Genomic DNA, 24,716 nt, shown 5'->3' on the forward strand with positions numbered 1-24,716 from the left:
GGGGCGTTAGCGGATGAATCACCCACTTGCCAGCTTCATACGATACGTCCTTTCTGTGAAGCTGGTGACACTCATGGTGATCGTCCCCTACATCAGGAGTACTGGTGATTCTCTCGATCTCGGGCGTCGTACTGCTTGGCTTGATCGTCTTCCTGTTCTTCCGCAAGGACAATCTCAAGGTCTCCCACGCGCTGGTGTGCGCACTCTTCGGCTTCTACCTGGCGGGCACCGCCATGGCGCCCAGCATCAAGGCGGGCGGCGAGAGCCTGGCCGGCCTGCTGGGCGGCCTCAAGTTCTAGTCGCCCGGCCACCGGTCGCACGGCGGCCGTGCCGAACGACGGCGGCCCGGGCGGCAGCAAGCCGGGCGTGGCGGAGGCCCGACGGTCCGGGAGGCCGACGGGCCTGAGCAGCAGTCAGCGGGCCGGGAGGAGCCGGGTGTGGGGCGGTGGGCGGTACCGTCACGGCGGCACGCACGCGAAGCCGTGCGTGCCGGTACCGACGGAGCGCTCGACGTGCTGCATCCGCTGCTCGTGCTCGGCAGGGGGGCCTGCCATCTGGCTGCGAAGGGCCGGAACTGGTGGCTGGGCACCCCACGGGAGCGGCGGGGCCCCACGATGCTGGCCGTCGCCGCGTGCGGGGTCCTGCTCTGGCTGCTGCCCTACGGGCCGTTCCTGGCCGGGTTCGCGCTGCTGGGCTCGACCGCCTGGTACGGGAGGCGGCAGGCGGGACCCGCACCGCCTCGTGCGGCTCCCACGGACACGCAGCGGGCGCGACTGCAGGCGCTGTACGAGGCACTGGTGCCGTACCTCGCGCCGCCGGGCGCCGCGCCGGGGGAGCCGCTGTACGCGTCCGACGGCGGATGGGAGCGCGCGTTCGAGGAGTTCGCCTTCCGGGACGGGCGGATCAGCGGCCTGCTGCTGCGCTATCCGACCTCGTTCCGCGACAGCGAACCCGCCGAGCGGCTGCGGCTCGAACGCCTGCTGGCCGCCAAGACGGGCCGCGGTCGCGAGTACCGCTTCTGCTGGGACGAGGAGTGCAACCTGCTGGAGATGACGGCACTGGAACCGCTGCCCGGCGGAATCCGCGCCCAGCCGTTCGAGACCGCACCCGACGAGGCCGTCCTCGGCTTCACGGACGGCGACGAGACCAGCCGGACGCTACCCGCCCACTTCCCGGGCGAGGACCGGGCCGACGAGGTACCGGCAGCGGTCTGGCGCACCGGGTCCCGCTCGACCGAGCCGCACCTGCTGGCCGTCGGCACGCCCGGGGCCGGCACCAGCACGCTGCTGCGCTCACTCGCTCTCCAGGCGCTCGGCCACGGCGAGGTGCTGCTGGTGGACGGCGACGGGGGCGGCGGGTTCGCCGCCTTCGCGGCACGGCGCGGGGTGCTGGGAGTGGAGTCCACCCTGCCGGGCGCGCTCGCGGCGCTGGAGTGGGCCGCGCGCGAGACGGAACGGCGGCTCCTGGCCGCGAGCCGCTCGCGGCAGCACGGTACGCGCTCCCCGGGGGAGGCGCCCCTGCCGCTGTGCGTGCTGGTGGACCGGCCCGCCCTGCTCAGCCACCTCGCCCGCTCCCGGGGCCTGGCCGACCCGCAGGAACTGCTGCGGACCCCGCTGCGCCACGGCCGCGCCGCGGGGGTGACCGTGGCGGTCGCCGAACAGTTCGACGGACTGGACGAGCTGACCGAAGCGGTCCTCGCCGGTACTCGCGCCCGGGTGGTGCTGGGCGCCGTCACCCCCGGACAGGCGGGAAGCGTGCTGGGGCGGGCACCGCAGACGGGACCGGCCGCCGAGGTGCCGCGGGGCCGGGGCTTCGCCCGGCTGGGCGACGGACCGGTGCTGCGGCTGCAGGTGCCCGCGACCCCCGACCCGGGGGACGAGAGCGCGGACGAGGCCGAGCGGACCGCCGTCCGGGAACTGCTCCCGGCCTCGGTGCGTAGCCCCCACCCCGCGGCGGCTGCCGAGGTGGCGGCCGCCGCGCACGACGCACCGCGGGGCCCCGCCGGGCCGGTACCGTAGCTCCGGCGGATCCCGGAGCACGGGAGGCAGCCTGCCGAGGGGTCGTCAGGCCACGTAGGAGCGCGGTACGTCGGAGGGGGTGGGCGCCCCGGAGCGCACCAGTTCGGCGGCGGCCGCCAGCCGCGAGGCCGCCTCCCGGGCCAGTGGTTCGGCAATGGTGAAGGGCAGCCGCACGAATCCCTCGAAGGCACCGTCCACCCCGAACCGCGGCCCGGAGGGCACCCGTACTCCGAGCCGTTCACCGACCTCGGCGATCCGGGACCCGGAGAGGCCGCCGGTACGCACCCACAGGGTGAGGCCCCCGTGCGGGACGGCGAACTCCCAGTCGGGCAGATGGTCGCGCAGGGCGGCCGTCAGCGACTCGCGGTTCTCCCGGGCCCGGGCCCGGCGCTCGGTGACCGCCTGCTCCCAGCCCGCACCGTTCAGCAGCTCGGCCACGGCGAGCTGTTCGAGGACGGGGCTGCCCAGGTCGACGTAGGCGCGCGCGGCGGTGAGGCCGCGGATCACCTCGGGTGCGGCCCGGATCCAGCCGATCCGCATCCCGGCCCAGATGGACTTGCTCACGGAGCCGACCGTGATGACGGCCGAGCCGCCCGGGTCGAAGGCAGCCATCGGCCGCGGCATCTCCAGACCCGGGGAGCCGGTGCTCGGCGTACCGGTGGCGCCGGGTGGACCCAGCGGCAGGTCGGCCATGGTCTCGTCGGCGATCAGCACCGTCCCCGAGGCGCGGGCCGCCGCGACCAGTTCGCGGCGCTGTTCGGTACCGGCCAGCGCCCCGGTGGGGTTGTGGAAGTCGGCGACGACGTACGCGAGCCGGGGTGCGGACTCCCGCAGTGTGCGGTGCCAGGCGGGCAGATCCCAGCCCGCCAGGTCGTCGGCCATGGGGACCGGGACGAGGCGGCCGCCGGTCTCGCGCAGGAGTTGCAGGACGTTGGCGTACGAGGGGTGCTCGACGGCGATGCGCTCGCCGCGCGGCACCAGCATCCGGGTCAGGGCACCGACCCCGCCCAGCGCGCCGGTGGTGACCATGATCTGCTGCGGCATCGTGGGCACGCCGAGTGCGGTGTAGCGCTCGGCGAGCGCCTCGCGGAGCACGGGCAGTCCGGCCGGGTAGTCGCCGTGGGTGTGCGCGTACGGCGGGAGCGCCTCCAGGGCGCTGCCGAACGCCTCGTTCATGACCGGCTGGGCGGGCAGCGCGGCACAGCCCAGGTCGATGACGGTGCCCTCGTTCTCCGGCGGCAGCGGGTGGAGGCCGCGGGTGGGCAGCGGGTTGCCCGCGGGGACGGTCGTCCAGCTGCCCGAGCCGCGGCGGGACTCCAGGAATCCGTCCGAGCGCAGCGCCTCGAAGGCGGCGGCCACGGTGGTGCGGCTGACCGAGAGGGCCGCGGCCAGTTCCCGCTCGGCGGGCAACCGGGTGGCGACGGGGATGCGCCCCTCCAGGACGAGCATCCGCAGTCCCTCGGCCAGGGATCGATAGGCGGGCAGCTTCCGGGCCGCGGGTGCCGGGTGCGCGCCGATGCCCCCGACCCGGACTCCGGCGGTGCCTGCCGGGTCCGCCGCGGCCGCGTGCGGCCGGGCCGCTCCGGGGCCCTCCTGTCGCACGCTGTGCTGCGAACCGAGGAGCCGCGCGAGCTGAGCGGCCCCCACAGCGGAGTTCCAGTGCGCCATCTTGCGGTCCACCTCTCCTGGATTGGCCGTTCAAATGGCCTGCTTCCATGCCACAGAGTGCCACGAGACGGTCCAATGACACGAGAAGGGGTAGTCCTTTGTCCCATTCGAGGGGTTCTGACAGGCATCTGGTCCGCCGGCTCACCCAGCTCTACGTGGGCCTGGTGCTGTACGGGGCGAGTGCGGCACTGATGGTGCGCGCCGGGCTGGGGCTGGACCCCTGGGACGTCCTCCACCAGGGCGTCGCCGAGCACACCGGACTGTCCATCGGCACCGTGGCGATCCTCGCCGGGGCGGCGGTGCTGCTGCTGTGGTGGCCCCTGCGCGAACGCCCGGGTCTGGGCACCGTCTCCAACGTCTTTCTGGTGGGCCTGTCCATGGACGCCACGCTCTGGCTCCTCCCGCACCCCGAGGCACTGGCCTACCGGATCCCGCTCCTGGTGGGCGGCGTGGTGCTGAACGGCGCCGCGACCGGCCTCTACATCTCGGCCCGGTTCGGACCGGGACCGCGCGACGGGCTGATGACCGGGCTGCACAAGGTGACCGGCCGCTCGATCCGGCTGGTGCGGACGGCGATCGAGAGCGTGGTCCTGGTTCTCGGTATCCTGCTGGGCGGCTCGGCCGGTGCGGGCACCGTGCTGTACGCGCTGGCGATCGGCCCCCTCGCGCAGTTCTTCCTGCGCCTCTTCGCCGTGCCGGGCGGCGCCGGAGGCTCGCACGTGGTGACCGGCGGCGGCCGGAAGGGAGCACGCGGCGGCGCACCGGTGGACCGCAGGCGGTGAACCGCCGACGACGGACGGGCGCGACTGCGGCGATACTGCCGGGGTGACGAGAGCGAGAGATCCCCGCGGCCGCCCCGGCCACCCCTTCCTGGACTCGGCAGTGCCGCTGGCCTTCGCGCACCGCGGCGGTGCGGCGGCCGGCCTGGAGAATACCCACGCGGCCTTCTCCCGCGCGGCGGAGCTGGGCTACCGCTACCTGGAGACGGACGTGCACACCACGGCGGACGGCGCCCTGGTGGCCTTCCACGACACCACCCTGGATCGCACCACCGGCAGCGGCGGCCGCCTCGCGGAGCTCAGCTGGGCCGAGGTGAGCCGGGCACGCGTGGCCGGGCGCGAGCCGGTCCCGCTCTTCGCCGACCTGCTGCGCTCGTTCCCCCGAGCACGCTGGAACATCGACGTGAAGTCCGACGACGCGCTCGTCCCGCTGCTGGAGCTGCTGGCTGCCGAGGACGCCTGGGACCGGGTGTGCGTGGGCGCGTTCGCCGAGGCGCGGGTGGCGCGGGCGCGGGCGCTGGCGGGGCCGCGGCTGCTGACCTCGCTGGGCACCGGCGGTGTGCTCGCGCTGCGGCTGCGCTCCCGTCGGCTGCCCTGGCGGCTGCCGTCCGGCGCAGGATGCGCACAGGTACCCGAACGGCACGGGCCGGTCCGCGTGGTGGACCGCGCCTTCGTACGCGCGGCGCACGCACGGGGACTGCGGGTGCACGTCTGGACGGTCAACGATCCCGTCCGGGCCGCGGCGCTGCTGGACCTGGGCGTGGACGGGATCATGACCGACGAACTGGAGATGCTGCGCGAGGTGCTGGACGCGCGGGGCTCCTGGCCCCCGGACTGAACCGCCACCCGGACGGCACCGGCCCGCCCCCCCTCCGGCGGCGCACCGGACCGCCGAGGGCGGGCTGTAGTCTCCCGGCACCGGCTGCGCAGGCGCTCGGCTCCGGCGCGGCCGGTCAGGAACCCGCGCAGCGGGCCGACGGGGAGGAACGGGGATGGGAACGGTCGCACCGGACGCGCCGCGGGCGCCGCAGGAGGGCGCGGGATCCGGGGAGCGGACCCCGCTCGGCGAGCGCCGCCGCGAACAGCGCGGCTGGTACTTCTACGACTGGGCGAACTCCGTCTTCTCCACGAGTGTGCTCACCGTCTTCCTCGGTCCGTATCTGACCTCGGTCACCGAGGCCGCCGCGGACGCGGACGGCTATGTGCACCCGCTGGGCATCCCGGTGCGGGCGGGGTCCTTCTTCCCCTACGCGGTCTCGGCCTCCGTACTGCTGTCGGTACTGGTGATGCCGCTGGCGGCGGCCTTCGCCGACCGCACGGGGCGCAAGAAGCCGCTGCTGGGCGTCGCGGCCTATCTGGGCGCCGGGGCGACCACCGGGATGTACTTCCTGGACGGCGACCGGTATCTGCTGGGCGGCGTGCTGCTGGTGGTGGCGAACGTCAGCTACGCGGTCTCCATCGTGCTCTACCACGCCTTCCTGCCGCAGATAGCCCCGCCCGAGGAACGCGACGCGGTCTCCTCGCGCGGCTGGGCCTTCGGTTACGGGTCGGGCGCGCTGGTCCTGGTCGCGAATCTCGGGCTGTTCCTGGGGCACGAGGCGCTGGGTGTCGCGGAGTCGACGGCGGTGCGGATCTGCCTGTCCTCGGCCGGAGTGTGGTGGGCCGTGTTCACGGTCGTACCGCTGCTGCGGCTGCGGGAGCGCCCGGCGGCTCGCCCGACGGCGGGATCCGGGCGACGCACCGGGCCCGGTCAGGGGTTCCGCCAGCTGGCCGGAACGTTCCGCCAGTTGCGCCGCTATCCGCTCACGCTGCTGTTCCTGCTGGCCTACCTGCTCTACAACGACGGCATCCAGACGGTGATCACCCAGGCGTCGGTCTACGGCTCGGAAGCGCTGGGCCTGGACCAGACGACGCTGATCGGCGCCATCCTGCTGGTGCAGGTCCTGGCGGTGGCGGGCGCGCTGCTGCTGGGCAGGCTCGCCGCCCGCTACGGGGCCAAGCGCACCATTCTGGGGTCCCTGGTGGCGTGGACCGCGACCGTGAGCGCGGGGTACTTCCTGCCGCGGGAGGATCCGCTGTGGTTCTACGCGCTGGCGGTGGGCATCGGCCTGGTGCTGGGCGGCAGCCAGGCACTGTCCCGCTCGCTCTTCTCGCACCTGGTACCGGCCGGCAAGGAGGCGGAGTACTTCGCGCTGTACGAGATCAGCGACCGCGGCACCAGTTGGCTGGGACCGCTGGTGTTCGGACTGGCCTACCAGCTCTCGGGGGATTACCGGAACGCGATCCTGTCGCTGGTGGTCTTCTTCGCACTCGGTTTCGTACTGCTGCTGCGGGTACCCGTACAGCGAGCGGCGGCGGCAGTGGGCAACGTCGCTCCGGATCGGATTTAGACGTGTGGGTGCCGGACCGGTAGTGTACGCCTTTGGCCCACCGGGATGGACCGATACTGCGCGCCGAAGAGATGCGAACAGTGGGTGACATCTTCTGCCAATTGTGACAAACCGGTCACCGACGGGTACCGCAGATCAACGAAGCGGCGGCACGAAGCAGCGGCGCGCAGCCTTCCCTCAGGTTGGAGGTGCGTGAAGGGTGGGCGATCTCCCGATTGCGGGAATCTTCACCAGCAGCCGGACGTTGACCGGATGACGACGACAGCGACACCTGTCCTGTGGGCGACCAGCCCGGGAGGCACGAATTCATGAGTGAGCGAGCTCTTCGCGGCACGCGACTCGTGGTGACCAGCTACGAGACCGACCGCGGCATCGACCTGGCCCCGCGCCAGGCCGTGGAGTACGCATGCCAGAACGGACATCGTTTCGAGATGCCGTTCTCGGTAGAGGCCGAGATTCCGTCCGAGTGGGAGTGCAAGGTGTGCGGTGCACAGGCGCTCCTGGTGGACGGCGAGGGTCCGGAGGAGAAGAAGGGCAAGCCCGCGCGCACGCACTGGGACATGCTCATGGAGCGGCGCACCCGTGAGGAACTCGAGGAAGTCCTCGCCGAGCGGCTCGCCGTACTGCGCTCCGGCACCATGAACCTCGCGGTGCACCCCCGCGACGACGGCGGAAACAAGCGCAAGTCCGCCTGACAACCCTGCGCTCCCGGCGTTACGGAGCGCAGCAGGAGGGCCCCGGCCACGCAGTTCACAGCGTGACCGGGGCCCTCTTGCGCGCTCACCGACTCCTCCGGGACAGCAGCCCGGGCGCCCCGCCCGTGCCACCGAGCTCTTCCGGCGTGCCCGGCAGTCGTGTCCCGCAAGCCCGCAAGCCACCGGCGCACGGCTCCGCGACCGGGGCCCGGCGAGCGGCGCTCAGCCTCCGCCCTGACCGCCCTCGCGCCCCTGCGGGTCGTCGTCGCGGACGACCTCGCCCTGGACGACCTTGCCGTCCGGGCGGTGCATCCGCACCTGCTGCTCGGCCGTGCGCGCCTGCTGGTAGGCGTCGCCCAGGGTGCCCGGCGCGAAGCCGCTGCGGCGGTCCAGGGAGCGCTGCACCGCGCCACGCAGCAGCCTTCCCGTCGGCGGGAGAATCAGCAGCAGCCCGGCCGCATCCGAGACCAGCCCGGGAATCATCAGCAGCAGCCCGCCCAGCATGGTCGTCCCGTTACCGCCGCGGCTCTCCGCAGCGTCTTCGCGGGAGGGCTCGGCTCCGGTGCGGGCCTGCTCCTGGGCGCGCTGAACCGTCTCGGCGAGGTTGCGCCAGGCGCGGCGCCCGGCTCGCTTGATCACCACGGCGCCGAGCACGAAGCCGCCGGCCAGCACCAGGAAGACCGTGAACCCGCCGGCGGCCTGGCCGAGCAGGGTCAGCAGCCAGATTTCCAGAACCGCCCACAGCGCGACCGCCAGCGGCAGCAGAGTGCGGGTCCTCGGCCGGTTCCGCCGGGACCGGTGGCCTCCCTCGGAGCCTGTCCCGGCACCCGGGCCGCCGGCCGCACCGCCCGGTTCCTGCGGAAGTCCGTGGGGAAAGGGTGCGCGCGTCGTCATGCCTCCAGTGTGCCTGCTACCGCGTAGGCCCGGGATCAGCTCGGCGGGCGGCCGTCCCCACCGCCGTCCCTGCGGTGCTCGGCGCGGCCGAGGACCTTCTTGACCCGTCCCTCGACCCCCCAGGCGGCGATCCGCCAGAGCGCCTCGGCCATGATGTCCCGGCTCATCTTGGAGTCGCCGCGCTCGCGCTCGACGAAAGTGATCGGAACCTCCACCACGTGGTAGCCGGCGTGCACCGTGCGGCGGGTGAGGTCGACCTGGAAGCAGTAGCCCTGGGAGGCGATGGAATCCAGGCCGATGCCCTCCAGGGTCTCCTTGCGGAAGGCCCGGAAGCCCGCCGTCACATCGCGTACGTCGACGTCCAGGAGCAGCCGCGAGTAGGTGCTGGCGCCGCGGGAGAGGAACTCCCGGGACTTGGGCCAGTTGACGATCCGGCCGCCCGGCACCCAGCGCGAGCCGATCACCAGGTCGGCGCCGCCCAGCGCGGTCAGCAGCCGGGGCAGTTCCTCGGGCGGGTGGGAGCCGTCCGCGTCCATCTCGACCAGGACGCCGTAGCCGTTGTCGATGCCCCACCGGAAGCCCGCCAGATAGGCCGCGCCGAGCCCTTCCTTGCCCTTGCGGTGCAGGACGTGGACGTGGTCGTCCTCGGCCGCCAGTTCGTCGGCGATCTTCCCGGTGCCGTCGGGGCTGTTGTCGTCCGCGACGAGGACGTGCGCCTCGGGCACCGCCTCGCGCACCCGGGAGACGATCGGCCGGATGTTGTCGGCCTCGTCATAGGTCGGGATGATGACCAGGGCCGTTCCCAGCGGGCCGTACCGCCGTTGTCCGCCGTCCGTCACTGGTGCTGCCCCTCCGCTTGAGCCTGTCGGTCCTGCCTGTCGGTCCCGTCCCCGTCACCCGCCGCGTCCGGCGCGGTACGGGCCCGGGCACCGGTGCCGCCGCGTCCGCGGCCCAGGATCCAGGCCCCGGCGCAGGCGAGCACGCCCACGATAGCGATCACCCATTCGGGAGCGGCACCGACGCGGTCGGCGAGGGTGATCTCGTCGCGCAGCGGGAGCTTCCCGGTGAGCACGTCCTGGGTGAACTCGTCCGTCTGCTGCCGCACGGTGCCGTCGGGCGCGACGATGGCGCTGATGCCGCTGGTCGCCGCGGTGACCACGGCGCGGCCGTGCTCGACCGCGCGCAGCTTGGACATCGCCAGCTGCTGCTCGGGCTGCCCGGTCCGGCCGTAGGTGGCGTTGTTGGTCTGGACGACGAGCGCGCGGGCTCCGTCCTTGACGGTGTCCCGGGGGATCTCGTCGTAGGCGACCTCGAAGCAGATCACGTCGCCGAGGCGTGCGGGGCCGGTCTGCAGGACACCGGTGTGGTCGCCCGGATAGAAGTCGCGCGGCACCTGCTGGAGGCGGGTGATGACCTTGCTCAGCTGGTCGCGGAAGGGGACGTATTCGCCGAAGGGGACCGGGTGCTGCTTGGTGTAGGACGCGCCGGGCCCCTTCTCCGGGTCCCAGACGATGCCCTGGTTCTCGACGTAGCCCTCCTTGGTCGGGTGGTCGACGAGGGCACCCACCAGGACGGGGACGCCGACGGCCTTGACGGCCCGGTCGATGCGGTCGCCCGCCTCCGCATACTTGTAGGGGTCCAGGTCGGAGGAGTTCTCCGGCCAGATCACCAGGTCGGGCCGGGGCTCCTTGCCCTGCTCGATCCGCTCGGCCAGGTCGAGGGTCGCCTCGACATGGTTGTTGAGGATCTGCATCGGGCGGCCCAGGAAGTGCATGCCGGGCTGCTGGACGTTCCCCTGCACGACGGCGACCCGCACCGTGTCGGCCGCCTTCGTCGGCACCGGTACCGCGAGACCGGCCGCGGTGGCGGCGCAGGCGAGCGCGAGCGCGCCGAAGCAGGTGGCGTAGGCGCGGCCGGTGCGGGCCCCGGCGGACCGCAACTGCAGGCCCCGCAACACGACCGCGGCCAGCAGGGTGCCGGTCAGAGCCACCGCGAAGGACACCAGCGGGGCTCCGCCGAGCGCGGCCAGCGGGGTGTAGGGGGAGTCGGTGTTGGCGAAGGCCAGTCGTCCCCAGGAGAAGCCGCCGAACGGCAGCCGGTCGCGCAGGAATTCCTCGGTCAGCCACAGGCACGCGCCCCACAGGGGCCAGAGCGGCAGCCGCGCGGTGAGCGCCAGCCCCGCTCCGAGCCCGAGGACGAACAGGCTCTGCAGAAACGCGAGTCCGATGACCGCGTCCCAGCCGACGACGTGCAGCCACTTGAGCAGCACGATGAAGAAGGGCCAGCCGAACGCGAATCCGAGCCAGGCGCCCTGGCGGCCGGTCCGCCCGCGGGTGAGCAGGCTGAGCGCGGCGACGGCCAGCAGCGAGAGCGGCCAGATCCCGTAGGGCGGGAAGGCGAACGCCAGGGCGACACCGCCGAGTGCGGCCAGCGCGGACCGGCCGGCCTCACGCCGCGCGAGCGCGGCCAGTCGGCGCATCCGGCCCGGGCGGCCCTCCGGCTCCGGGGCCGCGCAGACGCCGGTCGGAACGTCACTGCCCGGGTCGGCTCCGCTCGCGCGCGTCGGCCCCTCCGGGGTGCCAGGCTGCGCGGCGGGTGCCGCCTTCCGCTCCCGGGAGCCGTCCGGGGCGGAGGCGGAGGTGGTGTCGGGGCCCGATGCCAAGGTCGCGGCCTTCCTAGCAGGTCGTGCGGTGGTGTGTGGTGACGGTACAACGCGCGGGGGGCTGCGCGGAGCGCGGGACCGTAAAGCGGCGGAAAAGCAGGAGAACACGGCCCGTGGGTACCGGGTACAGCACGGGACGGTAGCCGCCGCGTCGCGGAGCGTCACCGGCGGGCATGCGCGCCCCGGTTCGGGGCGCTGTCTGCGGATCGGGGCCCGGTGCCCTTCGGGCCGACCTGGGACCCGCTGGCTGCGGATCGTCCGAAAGCCGTTGTCTACTGAGCGTCCGGGCCCCGTCCCGGGTCACACCCGCCGACCGGCGGAAACCATCTGTCCCCGTGCCGCGGGCGCTGGACCTGGCTCGCAGTGGTGGTGCGCCGGTGCGGTACACCACCCCGTGGCCCAGCGGCGTTCGACGACAGCGCGGAAGCTCCCCGGTCGGACGTCCTGTGGTGGACGCCGCCGAACCTACCGGGCTCCGGGCAATCATTGTCAACAGCCGAGTTACCTGGGGTGTTTCGGTGAAATCCCAGGTCAGTGCGGAGACGACGGCGTCCCGGTGACCGGCGGAGGGGGTCTCGTTCGGCCGTATCGCCCTCCTCTATGTCACTCGTCCGGCCGTGCGTAGACCTCGCGTCCACCCACCACCGTCCGCAGGCAGACGGGGACTTGACCGCCCGGCGTCAGGTCGGGCAGCCCCGGCGTGCCGGAGCGCGGGTCGGTGGACCAGTTCGCGACGCGGGTGTCGGGGGCCTGGACGACCAGCGGACCGGTGCGCCAGAGCGCGTAGTCCGCCGGGGCGCCGGGGACCAGCACTCCGGCGTCGTCCGTACCGAGCGCACGCCAGCCGCCGCGGGTGTGCGCGGTGAAGGCCCCGCGTACGGAGATCCGGTGGTCGTGGGTGCGGTGGAAGGCCGCGGCGCGGACCGCCTCCCAGGGGCCGAGCGAGGTGACCGGACTGTCGGAGCCGAGCGCGAGCGGGACCCCGGCCCGCAGCAGCGCCGCGTAGGGGTTGAGCGTGGCGGCGCGCTCGGCCCCCAGACGGCGCGCGTACATACCGTCCGCTCCTCCCCAGGCCGCGTCGAACCCGGGCTGCACCGAGGCGGTGAGCGCGAGGTCCGCGAAATCCTCGATGGTGCGGGCGGTGAGCATCTCGGCGTGCTCGACACGGTGCCGGGCCGCGCGGACCCGGGCGACGCCCACCTTGTCGGCGGCGCGCCGCACTCCGTCGGTGACGGCCTGGACGGCCGCGTCCCCGATGGCGTGGAACCCGGCCTGGACCCCCGCCTCGGTACAGGCGGCGACGTGGACCGCCACCGCTTCGGCGTCCAGCAGGGCGCTGCCGCTGGTGTCCGGCGCGTCCGCATAGGGGGCGCACAGCCGCGCCGTGTGCGAGCCGAGGGACCCGTCGGCGAACAGGTCACCCGCGGCACCGACGGCGCCGAGTTCCCGGACGCGGGCGGCCTCCTTTGCCGAAGTGACGAGTTCGGCCCAGTACCCGTGCACGCGGGGACCGGGTTCCTCGGCGGCCAGCGCGAGCAGCCCGCGCAGATCCTCCTCGCCGGAGATGTCCGGGCCCGCGCACTCGTGCAGCGAGCCGATGCCGAGGGACGCGGCGCGGGCGCGGGCCGCACGCTGGGCCTCGGTGCGCTGCCGGGCGGTGAGCGTGCCGTGCGCCGCCTCCCGCACGGCATGGTGCGCGGCACCGGTCAGCGGGGCGTCGGGCCGGTAGCCCTCGAGGGTGGTGATGCCGGGGACCAGGTCCAGCATGGCCGTGCCGGCGAGCGCGGAGTGCACGTCGACCCGGGTCAGATACAGCGGACGTCCGCCGCTCGCCTCGTCGAGTTCGGCGCGGCTCGGATGGCGCTGCTCGGGCCAGGCGTGCGCGTCCCAGCCGGTGCCCAGCAGCACCCGGTCGTCCGGTCGCGCCCGCGCGTACGCGCGCACCCGGGACAGCGCGTCGGCCAGCGTGGGCGCTCCCGACAGGTCGAGCCCGGTCAGCGCGAGACCGGTCGCGGTGGTGTGCACGTGCGCGTCGGTGAAGGCCGGGGTGACCAGTGCGCCGTCGAGGTGCACCACCTCGTCGACGCCCTCGGCGAACGAGTCGGCGGCCCCTTCCGAGCCGACCCAGGCGATGCGGTCACCCTCGACGACCATCGCGGTCGCGAACGGGTCGGCGGGGCTGTGCACCTCGCCCTCGCGCAGCAGGACGGTACGGGGCCGGGAGGGGGTCGTGCGCTCGGTCATGGGAACAGTCTCCCGCTTTCCGACGGCTGCCCGGCGCGCGGGGGCGGAGAGCGTCTCCGGAGTGCCTGCCGGAAGGGGCGGGGGCTGTCTCCGGCGGGGTTTCGGCGGGTGACCGCCGCCCTCGGTCCGCCCTCGGCGGATTGCGGACCGGGGGCGGGTCAGATGCGGGGTGGACGCGCCTCGTAGGGGGTGGACAGCACGACGGTGGTGCGGGTGGAGACTCCCGCGAGGCTCCGGATCCTGGCCAGCAGGTGTTCCAGCTCGATCGGCGTGGCCACCCGCACCTTGAGGATGTAGTTCTCGTCTCCCGCCACGCTGTGGCACGCCTCGATCTCGGGTACGTCGGCGAGCCGGTCCGCGATGTCGTCGGGGGCGCTGGGATCGAAGGGTTTGACCGAGATGAACGCCGTCATCGGCAGGCCGACCGCCTCGGAGTCCACCAGTGCGGCATAGCCGCGGATGACCCCGCGCTGTTCGAGACGGCGCACCCGCTGGTGCACGGCCGAAGTGGACAGGCCGGTGGCCTTGCCCAGGTCGGTATAGCTCATCCGCCCGTCCTTGACGAGCAGTTCCACGATCTGACGGTCGAGTTCCTCCACAGCGGATCACCGTACTGCCCTCGCGCGCCCGCCGCAGCGGAAATAGCTCCGGCGCGCGCATACGGCGCACCGGGCCCGGTGGACGCCCCGCGGCGAATCTCCGAATGCTAAGTATGTGACCAAGGCCACACTTATGCATCCGCGTGCTCCCGTGCAGAGTGATTATGCGCGCGGCACGACGGGAAGTGCTTGCTGTGGCCGGAGCCCTGTCGCCCGGCCGTTCCATCAAGGGGGATCACATGCGCACGACGAAATCCGCCCAGTCCGCCCGCCCGCGAACCGCTCTCCGGAGCGAGACGCACCGCGACGAGGCGCGACCCGACGAAGCGGCCGCTCCCCCGGACGGCCCCGATACCCCCACCGACCCGTCCGGACCGGTCGCCGAGGACGAGATGTACGAAGGTCTCCGCGTCAAGTGCCCCGAATGCCACCAGGCGATCGCGGTGTTCGCGCAGGAGGAGAAGCTGCCGCGGCACGGGCTGTGCGCCTCCCCCTGGGACCCGTTCGGCCTGACGGTGTGCCAGGGATCCGGCCGCCCGGTGGGCGAGGCCGCGCCCTGGGACAGCGAGACCCGCGGCCGCGCGGTCAGCGAACTGCTCACGCTTCCCGAGGGGTTGGACTGGCGCACCCAGCCCTTCTCGCACGCGGGGCGCCCGGACCGCCGGCCGGTTCCGGTCGGCGCCGACTGATCGGCCGGGCCACCGCGGCACGGGCCGGCCCGGCACACGCCGCGCGGCTCGCGGGGCACGCCGGCAGACCCCGCTGCCGGGGCGACTTGACTTCCCGCTGAACGGCCGGTACGCCGCCGGTCGTCGGCATCTCGGCTGTCGAGCGCGCGGCAGGTCTGCACGGACGCCGGACGCGAACTGCACCACACCACCCGAGCGGTGCGGCCCGCACGCGGCGCGGCAGGGCGGGCACGGCACGGCAGCGCCGCGGGTCTCCAGCCCGGACGCACGCGGGCCGCCGGAGACCGCACGGTCGGTGTTCCCCGGTGGTCGCGACACAACGGCACGGCCTACGCAACACGCCTGGCCGACCATGACCCTTCTCATCGCTCCCCGCCACTGGGCAGGCGCCGGGCGACCGGCGTCGCCCGGCCCGGCGCTTCACCCCACCGAGCCGAACGACGACGCAGCGTGACGCTCCGACGTACTGCTCCCGGCCGCACTCCGCGCCCCGGGCGCGCGCCCCGGGCCCGCGCCGGAATCCCTGTACGGGCCCGGCGTGGATCCCGCACGGCTGGGAACTTCGGGGGGCCGAGGAGGCATCATGGCGAACACGCGTACAAAGAACAGGACAACCGCGTCCACCCGTCGCAGCGAACGGGCCCAGCAGCAGGCCGTGGTGCGGGAACTGCTGCGACGGCACGGGAGCACCTACGCGGAAGACGCCGGCATCACGCTGCGTGACACCCCGCAGCCGCTGTACCGCCTTCTGGTGCTCTCCCTGCTGCTGAGCGCTCGCATCCGGGCGGACATCGCGGTCGCCGGCGCGCGGGCGCTGTCACGGGCCGGATTGCGGGACCCGCGGCGGATGGCGGAGGCCACCTGGCAGCAGCGGGTCGACGCACTCGGCGAGGGCGGCTACCGGCGGTACGACGAGCGCACCGCCACCCAGCTCGGCCGAGGAGCGGAACTGCTGCTGGAGGGGTGGGGCGGCGATCTGCGCAGGATGCGGCGGAGCGGCGACGTCGCGGCCGCGCTGCGCGAGATCCCCGGTATCGGCCCGCTGGGGGCGTCGATCTTCCTACGCGAGGCCCAGGCGGTGTGGCCCGAGTACCGGCCCTGGCTGGGCCAGAAGGCGTTGCAGGGCGCGGAGCGGCTGGGGCTGCCGGCGTCCGCGGAGACGCTGGCCGGCATGGTGCGCAAGGACGAGCTGGCGCCGCTGGCGGCCGGGCTGGTGCGGGTCGCGCTCAGCAAGGACGTCGCCGAGGACGTCTGGGACGCCGCGCGCGGATGAGGAACGCCACACCCGGCGGCGGTCGGCTCGGCGACCGCCGCCGCCGGTGACCGGCCCGCTGGTCACACCCCGTTCACCGCGGAGCCGGAACGGTTGCGGAGCCGCGGGCCGGACTCCCCGGGTCGGAGCGCGCCTCGACCCCGTTCGGTGCCCGCCCGCTCAGTCCGCTCGGCTCTTGCGCTCCGGCCCCGCCACGTGCCGGGCGATGACCATGCGCTGGATCTGGTTGGTCCCCTCCACGATCTGGAGGACCTTGGCCTCGCGCATGTACCGCTCGGCGGGGAAGTCCGTGGTGTAGCCGTATCCGCCGAGGAGTTGCACCGCGTCGGTGGTGACGGACATGGCGGCGTCGGTGCAGAACAGTTTGGCCATCGCCGCCTGCCGCGAGAACGGCTGCCCCGCGTCCCGCCGCCGGGCCGCCGCGAGGTAGAGGGCCCGCCCGGCCTCGATCCGGGTCGCCATGTCGGCGAGCATGAAGCGCAGCCCCTGGAAGTCCGCGAGGGGGCGGCCGAACTGCTCGCGTTCGGCGGTGTAGGCCAGCGCTTCGTCCAGTGCCGCCTGTGCGACGCCGACGGCGCAGGCCGCGATCCCCAGCCGGCCCGAGTCGAGGGAGGAGAGAGCGACCGCGAAGCCCTGGCCCTCGTCTCCGAGTCGGCGGGTGTCGGGAACCCGCACCTCGTCGAGGTGGAGCTGCGCCGTGGGAGAGCCGTTCAGCCCCATCTTGTGCTCGGGTGCCGCCGCGCTCAGCCCTTGGGCGTCGGCGGGGACGAGGAAGGCGGTGATACCGCCCGGCCCCTCGCCGCCGGTCCGGGCGAGCACGGTGTAGAAGTCGGCGACGCCGCCGTGGGTGATCCACGCCTTGGTGCCGTTCAGCACCCAGTCGTCCCCGTCGCGGACGGCCCGGGTGCGCAGTGCGGCGGCGTCCGAGCCGGAGGACGGTTCGGAGAGGCAGTAGGCGCCCAGCAGGCCGCCGCCGAGCATGTCGGGCAGCCACTCGGTGCGCTGCTCCTTGCTGCCGAAGTGCGCCAGGCCGTGGCAGGAGAGCGAGTGCACGCTGGTGCCGAGTCCCACGGTGAGACGCGCGGCGGCGAGCTCCTCGAGGACCTGGAGGTAGACCTGGTACGGCTGGCTCCCGCCGCCGTACTCCTCGGGGAAGGGCAGGCCCAGGAGCCCCGCGTCGGAGAGCAGTCGGAAGGTCTCGCGGGGGAAGACGCCCGCGGCCTCCTGCTCCGCGGCGACGGGCTTGATCTCCCGCTGCACCAGGTCGCGGACGAGGCCCAGCAGGTCGCGTGACTCGTCCGTGGGCAGTTCACGTTCCACCGGCTGCGGACCGTCCTTGGGCATGGCGCGCTCTCCTTCGGGTCAGGAATCGCGGCGACCGGCACCGGGGTGTGGCGGGTCGCCGAGGGACACCGGCCCGCTGGCGGACCGGGGGTGCCGCTGCCCCTGCCGTGATACTGCACCGTCGGGTCGCGAGGGTGGCTGACCAGCGGCTGCGGCGAGTTGGAGTATGCCCGATCGAGCGCCGGACGTCACCGGCGTAGGGGTGTGAACCGCTCGGTGATCGCTCAGGAGTGCCGGGTGCACGACCGGACGACGGGATTGGTCCGAACCATTGACGGACTGGTCTAGTCCATCTACATTCCCCGAACGTACGACCGGCGCCACCCCCCACACCCTCCGCACCCCACACGCGAGGTGACCATGCTCGGATCGGACAGCCAGCACTCCCCACGCATCGAACGCTCCCGCCTCCCCCGCCGCCGCGGACTCATCGCCCTCCTGGGCGCTCTGTGCGCGGCCGTACTGACCACGACGCTGCTCTCGGCCACGGCCTCCGCCGGTCCCCGTCCGGCAGCGGACGAGAACCGCCAGGGCTCCGTCGCCGCACCGTCGGCAGCCGGTGGAAAGACGGTCGGATACTTCACCAACTGGGGCGTCTACCAGCGCAATTACCACGTCAAGAACATCGAGACCTCCGGCTCGGCGGACAAGCTCACACACATCAACTACGCCTTCGGCAACGTCCAGGGCGGCAAGTGCACCGTCGGCGACAGCTACGCCGACTACGAGAAGTCCTACACCGCCGCCCAGAGCGTCGACGGCAAGGCCGACACCTGGGACCAGCCGCTGCGCGGCAACTTCAACCAACTGCTGAAGCTCAAGAAGAAGCACCCGGACCTGAAGGTGCTGTGGTCGTTCGGCGGCTGGACCTGGTCCGGCGGGTTCGGCCAGGCGGCCCGGAACCCGGCGGCCTTCGCCGAGTCCTGCTACAACCTGCTCAACGACTCCCGCTGGAAGGGGCTCTTCGACGGCATCGACATCGACTGGGAGTACCCCAACGCCTGCGGGCTGAGCTGCGACACCAGCGGCCGGAACGCCTTCGCGAACCTGATGCAGGCGCTGCGCGCCAAGTTCGGCGACAAGCTGGTGACCGCGGCGATCACCGCTGACGCGTCCCCCGGCGGCAAGCTGGAGGCAACGGACTACAAGACGGCCGCCCAATACGTCGACTGGTACATGCCGATGACCTACGACTACTTCGGCGCCTGGGACGCGAAGGGCCCCACGGCACCGCACTCGCCGCTGAGTGCCTACTCGGGCATCCCCAAGGAGGGCTTCAACACCCAGGCGACCATCGCCAAGCTCAAGGGCATGGGCATACCCGGCAGCAAGCTGCTGTACGGCCTCGGCTTCTACGGCCGCGGCTGGACCGGGGTGACGCAGTCGGAGCCCGGCGGCACCGCGACGGGCCCGGCCCCCGGCACCTACGAGCAGGGCATCGAGGACTACAAGGTCCTCAAGAGCAAGTGCCCGACCACCGGCACGGTCGGCGGTACCGCCTACGCCCACTGCGGCAACCAGTGGTGGAGCTACGACACTCCGCAGACGATCGGTGCCAAGGGCGACTGGGCCGCGCAGCAGGGTCTCGCCGGCTCCTTTTTCTGGGAGCTGAGCGGCGACACCGCGAACGGAGAGCTGATCAAGGCCATCCGGTAGCGCCCACGACGCTCGGCAGAGCGCCAGGGGCCCCGCGGCGCACCACCGCGGGGCCCCTGGCCGCGAAAGAGCTGATCAGCGGCGGTCACCGAGCGCTCGCGCACAGGCCGGGGAGGGCTCTTCCGGCATGCCGGGTCAGCTCCGTCCGCCCGTCCGGCAGGGCCGGCCCCGGGACTCCCTAACGCCGCACCCGTCCGCCCGCGCGTGCCCGCTCGAGCGCGCCGACGCCGACCGCGGCGAGGGCGACCTGGATGATCAGCTCGATCCAGTCGAATCCCCGGGTGTCGGCCACCCCCAGGCCGCTGGCGATTCCGGTGCCGACGAACGCCGCGGCGATGCCCACCACCACCGTCCACAGCAGGCCGACCCGCTGCCGGCCCGGCAGCACCAGCCGACCGAGCGCGCCGATGACGACGCCGACGACGAGCGCACTGATGATTCCGGAAATGTCCATGACCGCCTCCCGGGCCCGGGGACACTGCTACCGGAACGAGTGTCCCGGAACCACGCGGATCATGCGGAGCCCCGCACGGCAGCGGCCGCCGGCTGCGCGTGCAGCGGCTCCCGGCGGTCGGCACCCGGCGGGAGCGTGCTCTCGAACCGCGCGATGATCTCCAGCGTGCCCTGCAGCGTGCGGGTGAGCAGGTCGCACAGCACCTCGGGGGAGAACTCCTCCCCGCGCGCGAGCCAGTCCAGAGTGACGCCCTCCACCGAGGAGAGCCAGCCCACCAGGGCGGCCCGGGCGAGCGGCGGGACGCGGGTGCAGCCCCAGGAGCCCTCGGCGATCACGCCCAGCAACTGCTCGCGCACCCGGTCGCGGATCGCCAGTACCTGCGCGTCGTGGCCCACTCCCCCGGTGACGACCGTGCGGTACGCGGCCTGGTTCTGCTGTGCGTAGCGGAGATAGCCGTCGATGGTGCGCCGGACACGTTCGGCGCGGGGAAGCTCACGGCAGCTCGTCGCGCGGAGCACCAGTTCGGCGACGGCATCCTCGATGACGGCGAGGTAGTAGCCGCGTTTGCTGGTGAAGTAGTAGTAGATCAGCCCCTTGGCCACGCCCGCGCTGCGCGCGATGTCGTCCATGGACAGGGCGTCGTAGGACGTGTCGGCGAAGAGGGTGCGCCCCGTCGCCAGCAGTTCGGCGCGACGCGCCTGGGACCGCTCGGTACCACGGGGCCCGGGGAGCGGGCGCGCCTCGTGCGCCCGGCCGTCAGCCACCGCGCGCCCTTCTGTTCTCCAAGTGGGTCGGCATGGCGGGAGTATGACACTCCCTCATCTGTTCTCGCCGCCGGAATGCGCCGACCGGTGGCACCCTCCGGCTCCGCCTGCCGCCACTCGCGCGCGGACGGCGGTGGGCGCGGTCCGGCGGGCCTTGTCAGAGGTGGCTGGGAGACTCCCGGCATGGACGACGGGACGGGGGGCGCGGAGGACGGGCACCGCACGCGGGGGACACCGGACGGCAGGTGGGCGCTGGCACCGGCGGGCGGCACCCGGGTGCGGGTGTGCCCGCTGGACGCGCGCGGCCGGGCTGCGGGGCCCGTGCACACGGAGGAGTCGGCGGCGGCTGCCGTACGCGCCCGCCCGGAGGTGGCCCGATGGGTGTGGCGGGCCACCCCGCAGGTGCAGTCGGAGCTGCTGGCCGCCGGGGTCCGGGTGACGCGCTGCTATGACGTGGAGACGGCCGAGGCGCTGCTGCTCGCGCACGAGGGTTTTGCGGGCGATCCCCGCTCGCTGCCCGCCGCCTGGGCCCGGCTGCACGGGCGTCCGGTGCCCCCGGACCGGCCGCCGGAGCACCCGGAGTCCGACGTCCCGCCCTCGCTGTTCGAGACGGGTCCGGTACCGCTGCCGGACGGCGTGGATCCACTGGAGGCCCTGCTGGAGGTGTACGCGGCACAGCTGGACCGGACGGCACGGGTGCCGTATCCGGAGCGGATGCGGCTCCTGCTGGCCGGGGAGTCCGCGGGGACGCTGGTGGCCGGGGAGATGACTCAGGCGGGGCTGCCCTGGAGCGCGGAGATCCACCGGGAGCTGCTGGAGGAACTGCTGGGCGAACGATACGCGGGCAACGGGCTGCCGAGGCGCCTGGTGGAGCTGGAGGAGGAGATCTCGCAGGCGTTCGGTCCCGGCGAGCGGGTACGTCCCGACCTTGCCGCGGAGGTGCTGCAGGCGTTCGCCCGCGCGGGGGTCCGGTTGGAGTCCACGCGGGCCTGGGAGCTGCGGAAGGTGGACCATCCGGCGGTCGAGCCGCTGCTGCGCTACAAGAAGCTGTACCGCCTCTACACCGCGCACGGCTGGAGCTGGCTGCGCTCCTGGGTGCGGGACGGCCGCTTCCACGCCGCGTACGTGCCCGGCGGCGCGGCCTCCGGCCGCTGGACCACCAACGGAGGCGGTGCGCTGCAGATTCCGAAGGTGGTGCGAAGGGCCGTGGTCGCCGACCCGGGGCATCTGCTGGTGGTGGCCGACGCCGACCAGCTGGAGCCACGGGTGCTCGCGGCCGTCTCCCGGGACCCGGGGCTGATGGCGGTGGCGAGCAGCGGGCAGGACCTGTACTCGGCGCTGTCGCAGCGGGCCTTCGCGGGCGACCGCGACCGCGCCAAGCTCGCGGTGCTGGGCGCGGTCTACGGCCAGACCAGCGGTGACGGCCTGCGCAACCTCGCCGCGTTGCGGAAGCGGTTCCCCGCCGCGGTCTCCTATGTGGACGAGGCGGCCCGCGCGGGAGAGGAGGGCCGCCTCGTCCGCACCCATCTGGGCCGTACCTCCCCGCCCGTGGGCCGCGGCGGGGACGAGGACGCGGGCGGCACCGGGCCCGAGGCGGGCGCGGAGGCGTCCGGTCCACGGGAGGGTGCCCCCGGGAGCGCGGCGGGCGCCGCGCGGGCCCGGGGCCGCTTCACCCGGAACTTCGTGGTCCAGGGCAGTGCGGCGGACTGGGCGGTGCTGATGCTCGCGGCGCTGCGCCGGCGCCTCCTGCCCCTCGCCGCCGAACTGGTGTTCTTTCAGCACGACGAGGTCATCGTGCACTGTCCCGCCGAGGAGGCGCCCCGGGTGCGGGAGGCCATCACGGCGGCCGCCGAGGAGGCCGGCGTCGCCGCGTTCGGGCCGACTCCCGTACGTTTCGCCTTCACCACCGCCGCGGTGGAGTGCTACGCCGATGCCAAGTGACCGGGCAGAACCGGGCCCCGTGGCACGGCGGCGAGCGCCGGGGCGCGTGTCGGGGGACGATCGAGGGGTGCGGCCGGGCCGACCGGCGCGGGAGCCCCGCGCGGGCGCTCGCGGCGCACGGAAGCTTCCCCGTCCGAAAGGTGTGGCCATGACAGCGTCGGCGCGGATCGGTGTCACCGGATTGGCCGTCATGGGGCGCAACCTCGCCCGGAACTTCGCCCGGAACGGCTTCACGGTCGCCCTGCACAACCGCACCGAGGCGCGGACCACGGAGCTGATGGACGAGTTCGGCCACGAGGGCGACTTCGTACCGGCCGGCTCCGCACGGGAGTGCGTCGCGGCCCTGCGGCGGCCCCGCTGTCTGGTGGTGATGGTCAAGGCGGGCGAGCCCACGGACGCGGTCCTCGAGGAGTTCGCCGAGCTGCTGGAGCCCGGCGACATCCTCGTCGACGGAGGGAATGCGCACTTCGAGGACACCCGCAGGCGGGAGGCCGCGCTGCGGGAGCGCGGCATCCACTTCGTGGGCACGGGCATCTCCGGCGGCGAGGAAGGTGCCCTGCTGGGCCCGAGCATCATGCCGGGCGGCTCGGACGAGTCCTGGGAAGCACTGGGTCCGCTGCTGGAGCGGATCGCCGCGCGGGCTCCGGACGGCGCCCCGTGCACCGCGCACATGGGTCCGGACGGGGCCGGCCACTTCGTGAAAATGGTGCACAACGGCATCGAGTACGCGGACATGCAGCTCATCGCGGAGGCGTACGACCTGCTGCGGAAGGTCGCGGGCCGGTCCCCCGCCGAGATCGCCGAGATCTTCCGGCGCTGGAACCAGGGGCGGCTGGAGTCCTACCTGATCGAGATCACCGCACAGGTGCTCACCCACACCGACGCGGAGACCGGCCGGCCGTTCCTCGACGTCGTCGCCGACCGCGCGGAGCAGAAGGGCACCGGCCGCTGGACCGTGCAGACCGCCCTCGACCTGGGGGTTCCGGTCCCCGGCATCGCTGAGGCCGTCTTCGCCCGCTCGGTCTCCGGGCACGCGGAGCTGCGCGCCGCCTCCCGCCGGCTGGCGGGACCCGCCGCGCGCCCCCTCGGCGCAGAGGAGGCGGCCGCGTTCACCGACCGCGTCGAACAGGCCCTGTACGCGTCGAAGCTCGTCTCCTACACCCAGGGCTTCCACGAGATCGCCGCCGGCAGCGAGAAGTACGGCTGGCACATCGACCTCGGAGAGGTCGCCGCGATCTGGCGCGGCGGCTGCATCATCAGGGCCGCCTTCCTCGACCGGATCACCAGGGCCTACGCCGCACAGCCCGGACTGCCCAGCCTGCTCACCGACAAGGGGTTCGCGACCGAGATCGGCGCCGCGCAGGACGACTGGCGGGCGGTCGTCGCCACAGCCGCCGCTCAGGGCGTCCCCGTCCCGGGCTTCGCCTCCGCCCTCGCCTACTACGACTCCCTGCGCGCCGAACGCCTTCCGGCCGCACTCACCCAAGGGCAGCGCGACTACTTCGGAGCGCACACCTACCGCCGCACCGACCGCGACGGCGTCTTCCACACCCTCTGGGGCGGCGACCGGACCGAAGTCGAGAGCTGACCCCGCACCCCCTCCGGTCCGGAGGACCCGGCGCCCCCGGCGACGGTGTCCGCCGCTCGACGTGCCGCATCAACCGCTTGCCCGCGGCCGGATGGGTGCGGAGTGCCGGGGGGATCCGCGCCACGCACCACGATGCACGGACCGCGGCCCGCGGCCCGCTGTCACAGGCGCGTCCCCGGACCGTCGCGGCACGGTACCGGAGGCACCCGTGCGCGGCCCTGCTCACGTCCTTCCGGGCAGAACCACCGAACAGGACGAAGGCGAGGGATCCGCGATGGCCGGCGGCTGCCGGGACTGCGAGAGCTGCACCAAGTCGGGACTGGGAAAACTGCTGCAGGCGACGGGAGTCGGCCTGGTGTACGTGTGCACGGCGGGCATCGGGTACCTGCTCAAGCGGGCGCTGCGGCGCCACTGCCCGCTGTGCGGGCACCTGCTGGCTCGGCACGCGCGGCGGGCCGACGGCTCGTTCCGCGACTGAGTCCGTCGCGGCCGGCACCGGGGGCGGACCGCCGGGGGCGCATCCGACCCCCCGCGGGGCGCGCGCCGACTAGCGTGCGGGGATGGCTGAGGTACTGCACATCACCGAGCGAGTCCTGTGGGACGAAGCCCGCGCGCGGGGGACGTACGAGATGTCCACCCGCGGCCGGACGCTGAGCGAGGTCGGCTTCATCCACCTCTCGCTGCGGCACCAACTCCCCGCCGTGGCGGCCGCGCTCTACGGCGGCCGGGTGGCACCGGACCGGCTGGTCGTCCTCGTCGTCGACACCGAGCGGCTCTCCTCGCCGGTCCGCTACGAGCCGGCCGTGCCCGGCGGTGAGGACTTCCCGCACCTCTACGGCCCGCTTCCGGTGTCGGCGGTCGTGGCCACCGACCCCTGGGCCGACGGGGCCTGAGGGGCTGTACGGCCCGGCGGGGAACCGGCGCGGCGTGCCACCCGGCCGGTGAACGGCTCCGGATAGCGGACGTGAACGCACGGACAACGGACCGTTTCCGGCCAAACCCTTGATGCGCTCCTGACAGGAGCTTGCCCCGAGTGGCAGTCTGCGACTGGCCGCTCG

22 protein-coding genes are annotated in these 24,716 nt (G+C 73.5%); 13 read left to right on the plus strand and 9 right to left on the minus strand.

Features of this window, described 5'->3' with window-relative positions:
* The first annotated feature begins 104 nt into the window (after positions 1-104).
* Both P2424_RS02760 and P2424_RS02765 read left to right on the plus strand, forming a co-directional pair.
* Positions 105-299 carry a hypothetical protein gene (locus P2424_RS02760; protein ID WP_019356234.1) on the plus strand — a complete coding sequence of 65 codons (195 nt, stop codon included), beginning with the start codon at positions 105-107 and terminating at the stop codon, positions 297-299.
* 183 nt (positions 300-482) lie between these two features.
* Positions 483-2,018, plus strand: coding sequence for a hypothetical protein (locus P2424_RS02765; protein ID WP_276474207.1), 1,536 nt, complete (start codon positions 483-485; stop codon positions 2,016-2,018).
* Positions 2,019-2,063: 45 nt separating this feature from the next.
* On the opposite strand, the gene P2424_RS02770 is transcribed toward P2424_RS02765, so the two are convergent.
* Positions 2,064-3,467 carry a PLP-dependent aminotransferase family protein gene (locus P2424_RS02770; protein ID WP_276478798.1) on the minus strand — a complete coding sequence of 468 codons (1,404 nt, stop codon included), beginning with the start codon at positions 3,465-3,467 and terminating at the stop codon, positions 2,064-2,066.
* Between the two features lie 317 nt (positions 3,468-3,784).
* Here P2424_RS02770 and P2424_RS02775 point away from each other — a divergent pair, with 317 nt between their 5' ends.
* The 4 genes from P2424_RS02775 (at position 3,785) to P2424_RS02790 (ending at position 7,550) form a co-directional block, all read left to right on the plus strand.
* Positions 3,785-4,468 carry a hypothetical protein gene (locus tag P2424_RS02775; RefSeq protein WP_276474208.1) on the plus strand — a complete coding sequence of 228 codons (684 nt, stop codon included), beginning with the start codon at positions 3,785-3,787 and terminating at the stop codon, positions 4,466-4,468.
* Positions 4,469-4,511: 43 nt separating this feature from the next.
* Positions 4,512-5,303, plus strand: coding sequence for a glycerophosphodiester phosphodiesterase family protein (locus P2424_RS02780; RefSeq protein ID WP_276474209.1), 792 nt, complete (start codon positions 4,512-4,514; stop codon positions 5,301-5,303).
* A gap of 154 nt (positions 5,304-5,457) precedes the next feature.
* Complete coding sequence (locus P2424_RS02785; protein WP_276474210.1) at positions 5,458-6,855, plus strand: MFS transporter; 1,398 nt, start codon at positions 5,458-5,460, stop codon at positions 6,853-6,855.
* Between the two features lie 308 nt (positions 6,856-7,163).
* Entirely contained in the window at positions 7,164-7,550 is a 387-nt protein-coding gene (locus tag P2424_RS02790; RefSeq protein ID WP_075002979.1) for an RNA polymerase-binding protein RbpA, read from the plus strand.
* Between the two features lie 222 nt (positions 7,551-7,772).
* Here the strand turns inward: P2424_RS02790 and fxsA are convergent, their stop codons facing one another.
* The 5 genes from fxsA to P2424_RS02815 all read right to left on the minus strand — a co-directional run bounded on the left by fxsA (position 7,773) and on the right by P2424_RS02815 (position 13,949).
* Entirely contained in the window at positions 7,773-8,444 is a 672-nt protein-coding gene (fxsA, locus tag P2424_RS02795) for an FxsA family membrane protein (RefSeq protein ID WP_276474211.1), read from the minus strand.
* A gap of 35 nt (positions 8,445-8,479) precedes the next feature.
* Positions 8,480-9,283: a polyprenol monophosphomannose synthase gene (locus P2424_RS02800; protein WP_276474212.1), complete on the minus strand. Its 804-nt coding sequence runs from the start codon at positions 9,281-9,283 to the stop codon at positions 8,480-8,482.
* Positions 9,280-11,106, minus strand: a complete 1,827-nt coding sequence (gene lnt / locus P2424_RS02805) for an apolipoprotein N-acyltransferase (protein ID WP_276474213.1) — start codon at positions 11,104-11,106, stop codon at positions 9,280-9,282. Before lnt ends, P2424_RS02800 begins: the two co-directional genes overlap by 4 nt.
* Positions 11,107-11,709: 603 nt before the next feature.
* Complete coding sequence (locus tag P2424_RS02810; protein WP_276474214.1) at positions 11,710-13,350, minus strand: amidohydrolase; 1,641 nt, start codon at positions 13,348-13,350, stop codon at positions 11,710-11,712.
* A 158-nt stretch (positions 13,351-13,508) separates the two neighbouring features.
* A complete protein-coding gene (locus P2424_RS02815) occupies positions 13,509-13,949 on the minus strand; it encodes an Lrp/AsnC family transcriptional regulator (RefSeq protein ID WP_019356223.1) in 441 nt (146 codons plus the stop codon).
* 239 nt (positions 13,950-14,188) lie between these two features.
* Here P2424_RS02815 and P2424_RS02820 point away from each other — a divergent pair, with 239 nt between their 5' ends.
* Together P2424_RS02820 and P2424_RS02825 are read left to right on the plus strand one after the other, a co-directional pair.
* On the plus strand, positions 14,189-14,638 hold the full coding sequence (locus tag P2424_RS02820; RefSeq protein ID WP_276474215.1) for a hypothetical protein: 450 nt from the start codon (positions 14,189-14,191) through the stop codon (positions 14,636-14,638).
* Between the two features lie 583 nt (positions 14,639-15,221).
* The gene (locus tag P2424_RS02825) at positions 15,222-15,911 is read left to right on the plus strand and encodes a hypothetical protein (protein WP_276474216.1); all 690 of its coding nucleotides are present in this window, start codon (positions 15,222-15,224) and stop codon (positions 15,909-15,911) included.
* A 159-nt stretch (positions 15,912-16,070) separates the two neighbouring features.
* Here P2424_RS02825 and P2424_RS02830 read toward each other — a convergent pair whose 3' ends face one another.
* Positions 16,071-17,255, minus strand: a complete 1,185-nt coding sequence (locus tag P2424_RS02830) for an acyl-CoA dehydrogenase (RefSeq protein WP_276474217.1) — start codon at positions 17,253-17,255, stop codon at positions 16,071-16,073.
* 360 nt (positions 17,256-17,615) lie between these two features.
* Here P2424_RS02830 and P2424_RS02835 point away from each other — a divergent pair, with 360 nt between their 5' ends.
* Positions 17,616-18,911 carry a glycoside hydrolase family 18 protein gene (locus tag P2424_RS02835; protein ID WP_276474218.1) on the plus strand — a complete coding sequence of 432 codons (1,296 nt, stop codon included), beginning with the start codon at positions 17,616-17,618 and terminating at the stop codon, positions 18,909-18,911.
* A gap of 178 nt (positions 18,912-19,089) precedes the next feature.
* Here P2424_RS02835 and P2424_RS02840 read toward each other — a convergent pair whose 3' ends face one another.
* Both P2424_RS02840 and P2424_RS02845 read right to left on the minus strand, forming a co-directional pair.
* Positions 19,090-19,365, minus strand: coding sequence for a GlsB/YeaQ/YmgE family stress response membrane protein (locus tag P2424_RS02840; protein ID WP_276474219.1), 276 nt, complete (start codon positions 19,363-19,365; stop codon positions 19,090-19,092).
* Positions 19,366-19,424: 59 nt separating this feature from the next.
* Positions 19,425-20,129 carry a TetR/AcrR family transcriptional regulator gene (locus P2424_RS02845; protein WP_276474220.1) on the minus strand — a complete coding sequence of 235 codons (705 nt, stop codon included), beginning with the start codon at positions 20,127-20,129 and terminating at the stop codon, positions 19,425-19,427.
* A gap of 183 nt (positions 20,130-20,312) precedes the next feature.
* Between P2424_RS02845 and P2424_RS02850 the strand changes: the two genes are divergently transcribed.
* From P2424_RS02850 to P2424_RS02865, 4 genes are all read left to right on the plus strand, one after another.
* A complete protein-coding gene (locus P2424_RS02850; RefSeq protein ID WP_276474221.1) occupies positions 20,313-22,070 on the plus strand; it encodes a bifunctional 3'-5' exonuclease/DNA polymerase in 1,758 nt (585 codons plus the stop codon).
* Between the two features lie 148 nt (positions 22,071-22,218).
* Entirely contained in the window at positions 22,219-23,658 is a 1,440-nt protein-coding gene (gene gndA / locus P2424_RS02855) for an NADP-dependent phosphogluconate dehydrogenase (protein WP_276474222.1), read from the plus strand.
* A gap of 208 nt (positions 23,659-23,866) precedes the next feature.
* Entirely contained in the window at positions 23,867-24,136 is a 270-nt protein-coding gene (locus P2424_RS02860; RefSeq protein ID WP_276474223.1) for a hypothetical protein, read from the plus strand.
* A gap of 82 nt (positions 24,137-24,218) precedes the next feature.
* Complete coding sequence (locus P2424_RS02865) at positions 24,219-24,551, plus strand: DUF952 domain-containing protein (RefSeq protein ID WP_276474224.1); 333 nt, start codon at positions 24,219-24,221, stop codon at positions 24,549-24,551.
* Positions 24,552-24,716: the final 165 nt, after the last annotated feature.

Source organism: Streptomyces sp. WMMB303 (genome assembly GCF_029351045.1).
Taxonomy (GTDB): Bacteria; Actinomycetota; Actinomycetes; order Streptomycetales; family Streptomycetaceae; genus Streptomyces.

Coding starts and splice junctions, on each gene's coding strand:
- P2424_RS02770 (WP_276478798.1), bottom strand. CDS start 3,467: ATGCTCGTCCTGGAGGGGCGCATCCCCGTCGCCACCCGGTTGCCCGCC.
- P2424_RS02785 (WP_276474210.1), top strand. CDS start 5,458: ATGGGAACGGTCGCACCGGACGCGCCGCGGGCGCCGCAGGAGGGCGCG.
- P2424_RS02790 (WP_075002979.1), top strand. CDS start 7,164: ATGAGTGAGCGAGCTCTTCGCGGCACGCGACTCGTGGTGACCAGCTAC.
- fxsA (WP_276474211.1), bottom strand. CDS start 8,444: ATGACGACGCGCGCACCCTTTCCCCACGGACTTCCGCAGGAACCGGGC.
- P2424_RS02810 (WP_276474214.1), bottom strand. CDS start 13,350: ATGACCGAGCGCACGACCCCCTCCCGGCCCCGTACCGTCCTGCTGCGC.
- P2424_RS02820 (WP_276474215.1), top strand. CDS start 14,189: ATGCGCACGACGAAATCCGCCCAGTCCGCCCGCCCGCGAACCGCTCTC.
- P2424_RS02825 (WP_276474216.1), top strand. CDS start 15,222: ATGGCGAACACGCGTACAAAGAACAGGACAACCGCGTCCACCCGTCGC.
- P2424_RS02830 (WP_276474217.1), bottom strand. CDS start 17,255: ATGCCCAAGGACGGTCCGCAGCCGGTGGAACGTGAACTGCCCACGGAC.
- P2424_RS02835 (WP_276474218.1), top strand. CDS start 17,616: ATGCTCGGATCGGACAGCCAGCACTCCCCACGCATCGAACGCTCCCGC.
- P2424_RS02840 (WP_276474219.1), bottom strand. CDS start 19,365: ATGGACATTTCCGGAATCATCAGTGCGCTCGTCGTCGGCGTCGTCATC.
- P2424_RS02850 (WP_276474221.1), top strand. CDS start 20,313: ATGGACGACGGGACGGGGGGCGCGGAGGACGGGCACCGCACGCGGGGG.
- gndA (WP_276474222.1), top strand. CDS start 22,219: ATGACAGCGTCGGCGCGGATCGGTGTCACCGGATTGGCCGTCATGGGG.
- P2424_RS02865 (WP_276474224.1), top strand. CDS start 24,219: ATGGCTGAGGTACTGCACATCACCGAGCGAGTCCTGTGGGACGAAGCC.